We start from the raw sequence: 13,108 nt of genomic DNA, 5'->3' as shown, positions 1-13,108 counted from the left end.
CATTCCTTTATTTATTCCAATTTTTACAACACTAACAGAATTTATATCTTTTCGGCAATATTTTACGGCGCCATGCTGTACGCTTGACTTCATTTGCACGTTTGCGTATATTCATGCACATTCATGCACGTTTCATCATATACCCATGTCCGCCACCCTGCTCCTCAAACAACGCCACGCACTGATCCAGCAACAATTGCACGCCGACGGCCGCGTGCTGGCGCTGGACCTGGCGCGCCAACTCGATGTGTCGGAAGACACGATACGGCGCGACTTGCGCGAGATGGCGGCGGCCGGACTGTGCCAGCGCGTGTATGGCGGCGCCCTGCCGCTGGCGCCCGACGGCGGTACCTTGACGCAGCGCAAGCAGGCGGCGCCCGAACGCAAGGCGCGCCTGGCGCAGGCGGCCGTGTCGCTCGTGCGCGCCGGCCAGGTGCTGTTTCTCGACGCGGGCTCGACCAACCTGGCCATCGCCTGCGCCCTGCCACCGTTGGCGCTCACCGTCATCACCAACGCCCCATCCATTGCCATGGCGCTCATGGAACGTCCCGAGATCGAGCTGATCATGGCCGGTGGCAGGGTCGACCGCCGCGCGGGCGCCAGCCTCGGTCCGCAGGCGCTGCGCACGGTCGAGCGCATGCATCCCGACCTGTGCTTCCTCGGTGCCTGCGGTGCCGATGCGGAGGCGGGCGTGACGGCATTCAATTACGACGAGGCCGAGTTCAAGCGCAGCATCGCCGGCGCCAGCAAAGCCGTCGTCGTGGCCGCCACCAGCGACAAGCTGGGCACGGCCGCACCCTTCGGCGTGCTGGCCACAGGCTTGCTGCAGCACCTGGTGCTGGAAGCGGACGCCGATGCCACGCATGCCGCCGCCTTTGAGCGGCTGGGCGTGCAAGTGTTGCGCGCCCGCGCCTGATCTTATCCACCCCGACTCTTGAAAAGCTCCCCCATGCATCTCACCGGCACCTTGCAACAACGCGCCACGCGCCTGGTCTTCTTCGCCGCCGGCCTCGGCATGGCCGCCTGGGCCCCGCTGGTTCCCTACGCCAAGTCGCGCCTGGGCCTCGATGAAGCCACCCTCGGCGTCCTGCTGCTGTGCCTGGGCGCCGGCTCGCTGTGCGCGATGCCGTTTACGGGCATGCTCACGGCCCGCTTCGGCTGCCGCAAGGTCATCGCCGCCGCCGGCCTGCTCTTGACCGCCATCCTGCCCGGCCTGGCGCTGGCCGCCACGCCGCTGCAACTGGGCCTGGTGCTGCTGGTCTTCGGCGCGGCCATGGGCACCTTCGACGTGGCCATCAATATCCAGGCCGTGATCATCGAAAAAGCCAATGGCGGCGCGATGATGTCGGGCTTTCACGCGCTGTTCAGCGTGGGCGGCTTCGCCGGCGCGGCCTGCATGGCGCTGCTGCTGTGGCTGGGCCTGTCGCCGGCCTGGTCCTGCGCGGTGATGATGCTGCTGCTGTGCGGCGTGCTGGGCGCGGCGCAAGGCCATCTGCTGCCGACGGCGTCAGCGACCGGCGAAAAGACGCCGCTGTTCGTCATGCCGCATGGCGCCGTCATTTTCATCGGTCTGCTGTGCTTTATCGTCTTCCTCGCCGAAGGCGCGATTCTCGACTGGAGCGCCCTGTTCCTCACCACCACGCGCGGCGTGGAAGAAGCCAAGGGTGGCCTCGGCTACGCCGCCTTCGCCATCGCCATGACGATAGGCCGCTTCACGGGTGACAAGGTGGTCAGCCGCTTTGGCGGCAAGCGTGTGCTTACTTTCGGCGGCTTGTGCGCGGCCAGCGGCTTCTTCCTGGCCGTGCTGGCGCCGCACGCCGGTGTCGCCATGGCCGGCTTCGTGCTGATCGGCCTGGGTGCCGCGAACATCGTGCCCATCCTGTTCACGGCGGCGGGCAACCAGCATGCCATGCCGGCCAGCCTGGCGGTGGCAGCCATCACCACCATCGGCTATGCGGGCATCCTGGCCGGTCCGGCCGTGATCGGCTTCGTGGCGCACGCCACCAGCCTGAATATCGCCTTCGCCATGCTGGGCGCCGCCCTGCTGCTGGTGGCGGCCAGCGCGCGCCTGGTGGCGCCGGCAAAACAAGCATCCTGATCGCCCCTCCTGCCTGGCGGACGGCGCTAAAAAAGCGCCGCCCGACAGCGCCCAAATAAGGTCCGCAGGCCTGCGGCGTGGTAAGCTTCGACCCCGCGCACATTGCTGGCGCCATGCAGTCACCCCATCCTGTCAATTACACCCTTGTATACATCTATGGATCTCATTCTTGCGTTAAAAGCCATCATCATGGGGCTGGTCGAAGGTTTCACCGAATTCTTGCCGATTTCGTCCACGGGGCATCTGATCCTGGCCGGCAGCTTGCTCGACTTTACCAAGGATGTCTCGAAAGAAGTCATGGATGTCTTCGAGATCGCCATCCAGGCCGGCGCCATCCTGGCCGTCTGCTGGGAATACCGCCAGCGCATCGGCAGCGTGCTGTCCACCTTCAGCACCGAGGTCAAATCGCGCAAGTTCGTGCTGAACGTGGCCATCGCCTTCATCCCGCTGGCAGTCATCGGACTGGCGATTGGGAAGATGATCAAGCATGCGCTGTTCAAGCCAGTACCGGTCGCCATGGCCTTCATCATCGGCGGCATCGTGATTTTGCTGGTGGAGCGCCGCGCGCGCACCAACCCCGTCACCGTGCGCGTCAACTCGGTCGATGAAATGACGCCGTTTGACGCCCTGAAAGTGGGCTGCGCGCAGGCCTTCGCGCTGATTCCCGGCACCAGCCGTTCCGGTTCGACCATCATCGGCGGCATGCTGCTGGGTCTGTCGCGCAAGACGGCCACCGAATTCTCGTTCTTCCTGGCCATCCCGACGTTGCTGGCCGCCACCGCCTATTCTTTGTACAAAGCGCGCGACATCCTGTCGGCCACCGACGTGCCCCTGTTCGGCCTGGGCACCGTGGCCGCCTTCATTTCCGCCTTCCTGTGCGTGCGCTGGCTGTTGCGCTACATCAGTTCGCACGACTTCACGTTCTTTGCCTGGTACCGCATCGTGTTTGGCTTGCTGGTGTTGGCCAGCGCCCACTACGGCTGGGTTGTTTGGGCAGAATAAGGCACTATGAATCAAGATCTTAACCAGCGCGCGCTGCACCTGCTGCAGACCGTTTTCGGCTACCCGGCCTTCCGCGGCCAGCAGGCCGACATCGTCGACCATGTCAGCCATGGCGGCGACGCGCTGGTGCTGATGCCCACGGGCGGCGGCAAGTCGCTGTGCTATCAAATTCCGGCGCTGCTGCGCGATGGCGTCGGCGTCGTCGTCTCGCCACTGATTGCGCTGATGCAGGACCAGGTCGACGCGCTGGAGGAAGTGGGCGTGCGCGCCGCGTTCCTGAACTCCACCCAAACCTACGAAGAGGCGAGCCGCATCGAGCGCCTGGTGCGCACTGGCGGCATCGACGTCGTCTACGTGGCGCCCGAGCGCCTGATGACACAGCGCTGCCTGGACCTGTTCCAGGCCTCGAAAATCGCCCTGTTCGCCATCGACGAGGCGCATTGCGTGGCCCAGTGGGGCCACGACTTCCGTCCCGAATACATCAAGCTGTCGGTGCTGCACGAGCAGTTCCCGGACGTGCCGCGCATCGCGCTCACGGCCACGGCCGACCCGCAGACGCGCGCCGAAATCGCGCTGCGCCTGCAACTGGAAGACGCGCGCCAGTTCGTCTCGTCCTTCGACCGCCCGAACATCCGCTACCAGATCGTGGAAAAGGCGAATGGCCGCAAGCAGCTGCTAGACTTCATCAACACGGAACACGCGGGCGACTGCGGCATCGTGTACTGCCTGTCGCGCAAGAAAGTCGAAGAGACGGCGGAATTTCTGAACCAGAGCGGCATCCGCGCCCTGCCCTATCACGCCGGCATGGAGTACGCCAAGCGCAGCGCCAACCAGGCGCGCTTCCTGCGCGAGGAAAACATCGTCATGGTCGCCACCATCGCCTTCGGCATGGGCATCGACAAGCCCGACGTGCGCTTCGTCGCCCACCTGGATCTGCCGAAAAGCATCGAGGGCTATTACCAGGAAACGGGGCGCGCGGGCCGCGACGGCATGGCCGCCAACGCCTGGATGGCGTACGGCTTGCAGGACGTGGTGCTGCAGAGGCGCATGATCGACGAATCGGAAGCGGACGACACCTTCAAGCGCGTGCTGGGCGTCAAACTCGACGCCATGCTGGGCCTGTGCGAAACGCTCAGCTGCCGCCGCATGCGATTGCTCGAATACTTCGGCGAGCCGGCTTCGCCATGCGGCAATTGCGACACCTGCCTGGTGCCGCCCGTGTCCTTCGACGGCACCGTGCCCGTGCAAAAGCTGCTCTCGGCCATCTACCGCGTCGACCAGCGCTTTGCCGGCGGCCACGTGATCGACGTGCTGCGCGGCGTGGAATCGGAGCGCATCAAGACCTGGCACCACGATTCCCTGTCCGTCTTCGGCATCGGCTCGGACCTGGGCGAGGCGGAATGGAAATCGATTCTGCGCCAGGCCATCGCGCTCGGCCTCGTCTCGGTCGACCATGAACAATACAGCTCGCTGAAACTGACGGACGCCTCGCGCCCCGTGCTCAAGGGCGGCCAGAAGGTGCAGCTGCGCCAGTACCAGAAACCGGTGAAGACCAGCAAGCGCAGTACCAGCGTGGCGAAAGGCTATGTCGAGACGGATTTGTCCACCAGCGAACAGGCGATCTTCGACAAGCTGCGCTGGTGGCGCGTGGAAACGGCGCGCACGCACAACGTGCCCGCCTACGTGATTTTCGTCGACGCCACCCTGCGCGAAATCGCCAAGGCCAAGCCCACCTCGCTGGAGCAATTGCGCGGGGTAAGCGGCGTGGGCGAGAAAAAACTGGCCTCGTACGGCGACGAAATCGTCGCCATGATACTGGAGATGATTTGATGGAAGCACTCTCGCCGGACCTGATTTACCAGGCCGTGAAACTGCTTGGCGCCCGGCCCGACGCAGATGACGCGGTGGAAGCGCAAGTACGTGCCCTGGTCGGCGACGACCTGACGGTGCGCCGCCTGGCCGACGTGGTGCCGGAAGCCTTCGGCCTGGTGCTGGCCTCCCACCTTCCCGGCGCCGAAAACATGACCTTGCCCGACACCTTCTGCGCCCAGGACGAGAATGGCGAGTGGGTGGAATTCCCCCTGCGCCGCGAACCGATCTTTGTCGTCGCTGCGGATATCGCCCAGCATACTTTCCACAACGGCCCGCGCGCGCTGATGAAAAATCTCGCCGACCGCAGCTCTCTGCTGTCGGCCATCAACAAGGGCTTGAACGCGGGCGGCTCGCTCGATGGCACGACGCTTGGCCCGCCATCCTTCTTCGGCCTGCCGGCATCTCTGTACCAGGCAGCATGATGAAAAACGGCGCCTGCGGGCGCCGTTGCTACGATTACCGTGCCAGCGGCACGCCGTCGGCATCGAGTACCGTCACTTCGCCCCAGCCCAGTTCGCGCACGCCCGCCTCGATCTTGCGCAGGTCGCCAATCACCACCCACACCAGTTCATCGGGCTGCACGAACTTGGCGCCGGCGCTGGCCAGTTGCGCCTCATTGAGCGCGCGTACCCTGGTCGCATAAGCGGACCAGTAAGTATCGGGCAAACCCAGGTTGAGGCTGGTCAATGCGGCCGAGTCGAGTGCTGCCAGGGTTTCAAAACGGCCCGCCAGACGCGAAGTCATGTTGCGCATGATGCTGTTGAATTCTTCGCCCTGCACCGGTCGCGCGCCCGCCACGCCGCGGATTTCCTTGGCCACCTCCTGCATCGCCTCGCGCGTCTTGTCCGTCTGTACGGGCGCCAGCACGATGAAAGCACGCTGGCCGCGTGGATTCGTCAGCATGCCGCTGGTACCGTAGCTCCAGTGCTTGTCCAACCGCAGGTTGCGGTTCAGGCGCGAGGTGGCCATGCCGCCGAAGTTCTGCATCAGCGGTTCCATCGCCAGGTCCTCCGGCTGTCCCTGCACCTGCGTCAGGTGCGCGGCGACAATGGTCGATTGCGGCGCGTCGGGTTTGTCGATCAGGAAGACGCGCTTGCCCGCCGTACGGCCCGGCACTGCCACTTCCTTGGCCGGCGCGCTGCCACCCTGCCAGTTGCCGAACGAGGCTTCCAGCGCCGGCATCAGTTGCGCCAGCGTGGTGTCGCCGGTGACGATGATAGTGGCGCTGCCTGGCTTGAACCAGGTGGCGTGCCATTGCTCCACGTCGGCGCGCGTCAGGCCCTGCACGCTGCCGGCATAACCCGACGACGGACGGCCGTAGGCATTCTCGCTGCCATACAGGATGCCCGGCACGATGCGCATGGCAAGGCTGGTCGGCTGGGCCTTTTCCTGGCCGATCTGCGCCAGCCGGCGCTGCTTCTGCTGGGCGAACAGTTGCGCGTCGAAGGCCGGGCGCAGTGCAGCATCGGCCATCAGCACCAGCGACGGCGCCAGATTGCCGGCCGTCGACTGCAGGCGCAACAGGGACTGGTCGGCCAGCGAAGCACTGGACAGGGTGGCTCCCAGCGATTCGAGCGCGTCGGATAGCTGGAAGGCATTGCGCGTGCGCGTACCCTTGTCGAGCAAATCCATGGCCAGCGACGCGGCGCCCGCCTTGGCGGCGCTGTCCGAGGCACTGCCCGCGTCGAGCGCCAGGGTCACGTTGACGATGGGTGCGGTATGCCGCTGCAGCAGCACGACCTTCACGCCGTTTTTCAGCTGCGCACGCTCGATAGCGGGAAACGCCACGTCAGGCGGAGTACCCAGCGCCGGCAGCACCTTGCGGTCGAGCGTGGATTTCTCCGCCGCCAGTTGCGAAAACGGTTTCACGGTCAGGGTATGGCTGTAGCCATTGAGCCATGCCATGCCGCTGCGCCTGACCTGCTCCGGCGTGACCCTGGACGCCGCTTCCAGCTGGTCCAGGTAGGCTTCCGGCGTGGCGCCAAAGGTGGCGTTTTCGGCCAGCAGGTTGGCGCGATGGCCGAGGCGCTCATTTGCCCGTGCGACAGCGGCGAAACCGCGCGCCCTGGCGCGCGAAAGTTCAACAGCCGTCGGCCCTTCCTTGAGCAATTGCTGCAGCACCTGGTCCATCTCGCGCTCGGCGTCGGCCGGCGCCACACCCGGCTTGACGGTCACGATAATATGGAAGGAGCCGGCCAGTTCATTGTCATTGACGCCTGCGCTGACCGACGTGGCCAGGCCTTTCTCATACACCAGACGGCGTTCGAGGCGCGCGCTTTTCGAGCCTGCCAGCACATCGGCGAACAACGACAGAGCAGGTATGCTCGGATCGCCAAACGCTGGCGCGTGGTAGCTGCGGTAAATGCGCGCCTGCGGCACGCGGTCTTCCATCTCGCTGCGGATATCGCTGTCCAGGCGCGGAATCCAGCTCTGCGTGCGCGGCAGCGGCGGGCCCGGCGGGATGGCGCCGAAATACTGCGTCACCAGCGCCAGAGCGCGCTCCGGCGTGATGTCGCCGGCCAGCGAAATGACGGCGTTGTTCGGGCCATAATAGGTGCGGTACCACTGCTTGATATCGTCCAGCGAAGCGGCGTTCAAATCGTCCATGCTGCCGATGGTCGACCACGAATACGGGTGCGAATACGGATACATCTGCGCGCTGATCTCTTGCCACACGCGGCCGTATGGCTGATTCTCTCCCTGGCGTTTTTCATTCTGCACCACGCCCCGTTCGCGTTCGAGCATCTCCTTCGAGATGTAGTTACCCAGGTAACCCATGCGATCCGACTCCAGGTATAGCGTGCGCTCCAGCGCGGACACCGGCACGTCTTCATAGAAGTTGGTACGGTCGCCATTCGTCGTGCCGTTGCGGTTGTTGGCGCCCAGGTCGTCCATCGCCTCGCGGAAGCCGTGCGGATAATTTTCCGACCCGTTGAAGAAAAAGTGCTCGAACAGATGGGCAAAGCCCGTCTTGCCACGCTGTTCGTTGCGCGAACCCACGTGGTACCACAGGTTCACGGCCACCACGGGCACGCTGTGATCCTCATGGACGATCAGGGTCAGGCCGTTCTTCAGGACGAATTTCTGCTGCTTGAGCGCGAAACTGCTGCGCTGGAACGGCGCCTGGGCGGCCGGTGCCGCCTTCGCGGATGCAGCCGGCGTGGCGGCATGCAGGGGAAGGGCCATTTGCGCGGCGGCGGAAAGGGCCAGGGATATCAACAATTTCTGTTTCATTGCATTCCTGAAAAAAGAAAACTTCGCATGGGAAGATGCGGCACAGTAGGCACCATGGCTGGCCGCAGCAGTCATGTATTCTGCCAGATGTTTTAGATAGCAAAGAACTATTTATTGCATTTTAGAAATCTTGCTCGGCGGGCGCCGGCACCCTTTGCATTTGCCCACAAAGGCGGTACGATCCTGCGATGGAAACCAAATGGCTGGAAGACTTCATCTCGCTCGCTGAAACGCATAACTTCAGCCGTTCCGCGGCCCTGCGCCACGTTACCCAACCGGCCTTCTCGCGGCGCATCCAGTCGCTGGAAAACTGGCTCGGCATCGATCTGGTCGACCGCACCTCCTACCCCACGCGGCTGACGCCGGCCGGCGCCGTGTTCTACGAGCAGGCGCTGGAGATGCTGGGGCAGATCAATGGCGTGCGCGCCCTGTTGCGCGGCAAGCGCGCGGCCACGCAGACGAGTGTCGACTTCGCCGTGCCGCACACCCTGTCGCTGACCTTCATGCCGAAATGGCTGACGGCGCTGGAAGAAGGTTTTGCGCCGATCAACAGCCGCCTGATGGCGCTGAACGTGCACGACGCCGTGCTGCAGCTGGTCGATGGCGGCTGCGACCTGCTGCTGTGCTACCACCATCCGCGCCAGCCGGTGCAGCTCGATCCGGGCCGCTACGACATGCTGGTGATGGGCCGCGAAACCCTGCGCGCGTACGCGCGCTGCGGCCAGGACAAGGTACCGGACTTCGTCCTGCCCGGCAGCGCCAAGGAGCCGCTACCCTTCCTCTCCTACACCAACAACGCCTACCTGGGGCGCATGGTCGAATTGCTGGTGGCCGACGCCAAGACGCCGCTGTTCCTCGAGACCTGCTACGAGACGGACATGGCCGAAGGCTTGAAGATGATGGCGCTGGAAGGACGCGGCATCGCCTTCTTGCCGGAGTCTGCCGTCATGCGCGATGTCAAGTACAAGCACCTGGCACGCGCTGACGGCGGCGCGCCAGGCTGGGAAATCGAACTGGAAATACGTTTGTACCGCGAGCGGCCGTCAAGCCTGCGTCCCGGCAAGCCCATCGTCGAAAGCCTGTGGCAATACCTGGTGCAGGCGCAGGAAGGCAAGGCGCGCAGCGGCAAGCGCCGCAAGCGCAGCACCGGGGACAGTCCCCGATCCTGACTGGCAATCACGACAGCAAAACTATGCAATAAATGCATAACCGGATGCGCACAAAGCATTGGCCGGGGCAGGAGGCTATCGCCTACGATGCGGTTCCGCTGCGCGCAGCTGCATCTCGGCTGCGCCTCTAACGTATTCGTATTGTCCAGGAGCTTATCAAGCATGACCAGCAAGCACGCACTTCCTTCCTACCTCAATCCTGAAGACCTGGGCCCGTGGGGCGTCTACCTCGAGCAGATCGACCGCGTTACGCCGTACCTGGGCAACCTGTCGCGCTGGGTGGAAACGCTGAAGCGTCCAAAGCGCATCCTGACGGTCGACGTGCCTATCGAGCGCGATGACGGCACCATTGCCCACTACGAAGGCTACCGCGTGCAGCACAACCTGTCGCGCGGCCCGGGTAAAGGCGGCGTGCGCTTCCACCAGGACGTGACCCTGTCGGAAGTGATGGCCCTGTCGGCCTGGATGACGGTCAAGAACGCGGCGGTCAACGTGCCATACGGCGGCGCCAAGGGCGGTATCCGCGTCGATCCGAAGACCCTGTCGCGCGGCGAACTGCAGCGCCTGACCCGCCGCTACACGAGCGAGATCAGCATGATCATCGGACCGAACAAGGATATTCCGGCGCCGGACGTCAACACGAATGAACAAGTCATGGCGTGGATGATGGACAGCTATGCCATGATCGGCGGCAATATGTCGACCGGCGTGGTAACCGGCAAGCCTATCTCGCTGGGCGGCAGCCTGGGTCGCCGCGATGCGACGGGCCGCGGCGTGTTCGTCGTCGGCAGCGATGCGGCCGCCAAGGTCGGCATGTCGCTCGAAGGCGCGAAGGTCATCGTGCAAGGTTTCGGCAACGTGGGCGGCGTCGCCGCACGCATGTTTGCTGAAGCCGGCTCGAAGGTCGTGGCGGTACAGGACCACAAGACCACCGTCGTGCATTCCGGCGGCTTGAACATCCCGCAATTGCTGGCACACGTGGCCGAAGTGGGCAGCGTCGAAGGCTTCCCGGGCGCCGAGGCATTCGTGCCGCGCGAAGATTTCTGGGGCATCGATTGCGACATCCTGATCCCGGCCGCGCTGGAACAGCAGATCACGGCCGAACGCGCACAAGTCATCCGCGCCAAGATCATCCTGGAAGGCGCCAACGGCCCGACCCTGCCCGCAGCGGACGACATCCTGACCGACCGCGGCGTGCTGATCGTGCCGGACGTGCTGGCCAACGCCGGCGGCGTGACCGTCAGCTACTTCGAGTGGGCACAGAACTTCTCGAGCTTCTTCTGGACCGAAGAAGAAATCAACAGCCGCCTGACCCGCATCATGCGCGAAGCGTTCGACGCGGTATGGCAAGTGTCGCAAGAGAAGAAAGTGTCGATGCGTACCGCCACCTTCATCCTGGCGTGCACGCGCGTGCTGCAGGCGCGCGAAGTACGCGGCCTGTATCCATAATGGCTGCCTGAGAAAATGCCTGGGGCGTTGTTGCTTCGCCTCGCCCCAGACATTTTTCAGGCGCCATTGGGTTGCTGGCGCTCTAAAAAAATCCCGCTACACTTGCGTGTGAGCGGGATTTTTTGTATCTGTCGGGCTTGTTTACGCCGCGTAGCCTTGCGGATTCTGGTGCTGCCAGCGCCAGTGGTCGCGGCACATGTCGTCGATATTCTTCTGCGCTTGCCAGCCCAGCAACTCCTTCGCCTTGTCGGCCGAGGCGTAGCAGCTGGCGATGTCGCCAGGGCGGCGCGGCACGATGTCGTACGGTACCTGACGGCCGCTGGCCGCCTCGAAGGCGCGCACGGTATCGAGCACGCTATAGCCGTGGCCCGTGCCCAGGTTGACGGTAAAGCCGCCCTCGGTCGAGAACAGGCGGTTCAGCGCCGCCACATGGCCCAGCGCCAGGTCGACCACATGGATGTAGTCGCGCACGCCCGTGCCGTCCGGCGTATCGTAGTCGTTGCCAAACACGGCCAGGCGCTCGCGCCGGCCCACGGCGACCTGGGCGATGAAAGGCATCAGGTTGTTCGGGATGCCAGCCGGATCTTCGCCGATCAAGCCGCTGGCATGCGCACCGACCGGGTTGAAGTAGCGCAACACACCAACCTGCCATTGAGCATCAGCATGCACGAGATCGGCCAGAATCTGCTCGACCATCAGCTTCGAGCGGCCATACGGATTCGTCACGGACAGGCGCGACGTTTCCAGGATAGGCAAGGCTTCCGGGTCGCCGTACACGGTCGCCGATGAGCTGAACACAAAACGCTTCACGTTAGCCGCCGCCAGCACTTCCAGCAAGGCAATGGTACCTGTCACGTTGTTGTCCATGTACATCAACGGTTGCGCCACGGATTCGCCCACGGCCTTCAAGCCAGCGAAATGGATCACGGCATCGATCGCGTGGTCGCGCAAGATGGCGGCCATGGCCGTGCGGTCGCGCACATCGGCCTCATAAAACGGCACGCGTTTGCCGGCAATGCGCTCGACGCGCACCATCGCTTCGTGCGCGCTGTTGCACAGATTGTCCACCGCGACCACGTCAAAGCCAGCAGCCAGCAGTTCGACACAGGTGTGCGAGCCGATGAAACCAGACGCCCCTGTCACGAGTATCTTCTTGGTCATAATATCAATCAATGCAAAAAAGATAAGACTAACGGAATTCCCCCGCTTTGCCAAGCCCGCACGAGGCCATGCAAGTAATAAAAAAGCCCGCGGCATTGCTGCAGCAGGCTTGTGCAAATGATACGGACGGGCGAGCCGCCACAATGCGTTTTATTTCTTGATAAACACCAGATCCCACACGCCATGGCCCAGCTTCAAGCCGCGGTTTTCAAACTTGGTCAGCGGACGATATGCCGGCTGCGGCGCATAGCCATCAGCGCTATTTTGCAATTGCGGCTCGGCGCCCAGTACTTCCAGCATTTGCACTGCGTAGTCTTCCCAATCGGTGGCGCAATGCAGATAGCCGCCCGGTGCCAGGCGATCAGTCAACTGCTTGACGAATGGCGACTGTATGAGCCGGCGCTTGTTATGGCGCGCCTTGTGCCATGGATCGGGGAAAAAGACGTGGATGCCGGCCAGCGAATTGGCGGGAATCATGTGCGTGAGCACTTCCACGGCATCATGCTGCAGCAGGCGCAGATTCGTCAGTGACTCTTCGCCGATCAGTTTCAACAGGCTGCCGACGCCAGGCGTGTGCACTTCGACGCCGATGAAATCCTTCTCCGGCATGGCCTTGGCGATATGCGCCGTGGTCGCCCCCATGCCAAAGCCGATTTCCAGGATGACAGGCGCCTTGCGGCCAAACGTCTGCTCAAAATCCATCGGTTCTTTGACGAAAGGCAACAGGAACTGCGGCCCCAGCGTCTCCAGCGCACGCGCCTGCGCCACGGAAAGCCGTCCCGCACGGGTCACGAAACTGCGAATGCGGTGTTCGGTCGGATCGTACATCATTGGCCGCGCCGGGCCGTTTGCTGGGGTATCAGAAGACATGGGAATGGAGAAATAAGTGGCCGCGCCGCACAAAGTCAGGCGCCAGCGAAAAATGGAGCGGGTGAAGGGAATCGAACCCTCGTCGTAAGCTTGGGAAGCTTCTGCTCTACCATTGAGCTACACCCGCGAAGCCTGCATTTTACGCGGGATGGGAAGGACTTGGCAAACCCCCGGCAATGTTGACGTCGCTTGAGGTCGCATCAGTACCGGTAACAAAACATTTGGGGAGGCAACGATAGCGGACTGATTTTGT

At 63.5% G+C, this 13,108-nt stretch carries 10 protein-coding genes and 1 tRNA gene; 7 read left to right on the top strand and 4 right to left on the bottom strand.

The window, feature by feature from the left end; all coding sequences use genetic code 11:
- Positions 1-145: 145 nt before the first annotated feature.
- From BXA07_RS03945 to BXA07_RS03925, 5 genes are all read left to right on the top strand, one after another.
- Entirely contained in the window at positions 146-916 is a 771-nt protein-coding gene (locus BXA07_RS03945; protein ID WP_076565833.1) for a DeoR/GlpR family DNA-binding transcription regulator, read from the top strand.
- Positions 917-949: 33 nt separating this feature from the next.
- Positions 950-2,098 carry an MFS transporter gene (locus tag BXA07_RS03940; RefSeq protein WP_076565831.1) on the top strand — a complete coding sequence of 383 codons (1,149 nt, stop codon included), beginning with the start codon at positions 950-952 and terminating at the stop codon, positions 2,096-2,098.
- Between the two features lie 156 nt (positions 2,099-2,254).
- Positions 2,255-3,100: an undecaprenyl-diphosphate phosphatase gene (locus tag BXA07_RS03935; protein WP_076565829.1), complete on the top strand. Its 846-nt coding sequence runs from the start codon at positions 2,255-2,257 to the stop codon at positions 3,098-3,100.
- Between the two features lie 6 nt (positions 3,101-3,106).
- A complete protein-coding gene (gene recQ / locus BXA07_RS03930) occupies positions 3,107-4,930 on the top strand; it encodes a DNA helicase RecQ (protein WP_076565827.1) in 1,824 nt (607 codons plus the stop codon).
- On the top strand, positions 4,930-5,394 hold the full coding sequence (locus BXA07_RS03925; RefSeq protein WP_076565825.1) for a hypothetical protein: 465 nt from the start codon (positions 4,930-4,932) through the stop codon (positions 5,392-5,394). Before recQ ends, BXA07_RS03925 begins: the two co-directional genes overlap by 1 nt.
- A 34-nt stretch (positions 5,395-5,428) precedes the next feature.
- On the opposite strand, the gene BXA07_RS03920 is transcribed toward BXA07_RS03925, so the two are convergent.
- Complete coding sequence (locus BXA07_RS03920; protein ID WP_076565823.1) at positions 5,429-8,206, bottom strand: M16 family metallopeptidase; 2,778 nt, start codon at positions 8,204-8,206, stop codon at positions 5,429-5,431.
- A 188-nt stretch (positions 8,207-8,394) separates the two neighbouring features.
- Here BXA07_RS03920 and BXA07_RS03915 point away from each other — a divergent pair, with 188 nt between their 5' ends.
- Together BXA07_RS03915 and BXA07_RS03910 are read left to right on the top strand one after the other, a co-directional pair.
- Positions 8,395-9,375: a LysR family transcriptional regulator gene (locus BXA07_RS03915; RefSeq protein WP_076565821.1), complete on the top strand. Its 981-nt coding sequence runs from the start codon at positions 8,395-8,397 to the stop codon at positions 9,373-9,375.
- A 162-nt stretch (positions 9,376-9,537) separates the two neighbouring features.
- Positions 9,538-10,824 carry a Glu/Leu/Phe/Val family dehydrogenase gene (locus BXA07_RS03910; RefSeq protein WP_076565819.1) on the top strand — a complete coding sequence of 429 codons (1,287 nt, stop codon included), beginning with the start codon at positions 9,538-9,540 and terminating at the stop codon, positions 10,822-10,824.
- A 141-nt stretch (positions 10,825-10,965) separates the two neighbouring features.
- Here the strand turns inward: BXA07_RS03910 and galE are convergent, their stop codons facing one another.
- From galE to BXA07_RS03895, 3 genes are all read right to left on the bottom strand, one after another.
- Entirely contained in the window at positions 10,966-11,985 is a 1,020-nt protein-coding gene (gene galE / locus BXA07_RS03905; protein ID WP_076565816.1) for a UDP-glucose 4-epimerase GalE, read from the bottom strand.
- Between the two features lie 150 nt (positions 11,986-12,135).
- Complete coding sequence (trmB, locus tag BXA07_RS03900) at positions 12,136-12,816, bottom strand: tRNA (guanosine(46)-N7)-methyltransferase TrmB (protein ID WP_076565814.1); 681 nt, start codon at positions 12,814-12,816, stop codon at positions 12,136-12,138.
- Between the two features lie 92 nt (positions 12,817-12,908).
- Positions 12,909-12,982 (bottom strand) — tRNA-Gly (locus BXA07_RS03895).
- Between the last annotated feature and the right edge of the window lie 126 nt (positions 12,983-13,108).

It is taken from the genome of Janthinobacterium sp. TND4EL3 (genome assembly GCF_900156175.1).
GTDB lineage: Bacteria > Pseudomonadota > Gammaproteobacteria > Burkholderiales > Burkholderiaceae_D > Janthinobacterium.
This window is presented reverse-complemented; position numbering and strand designations above follow the sequence as displayed.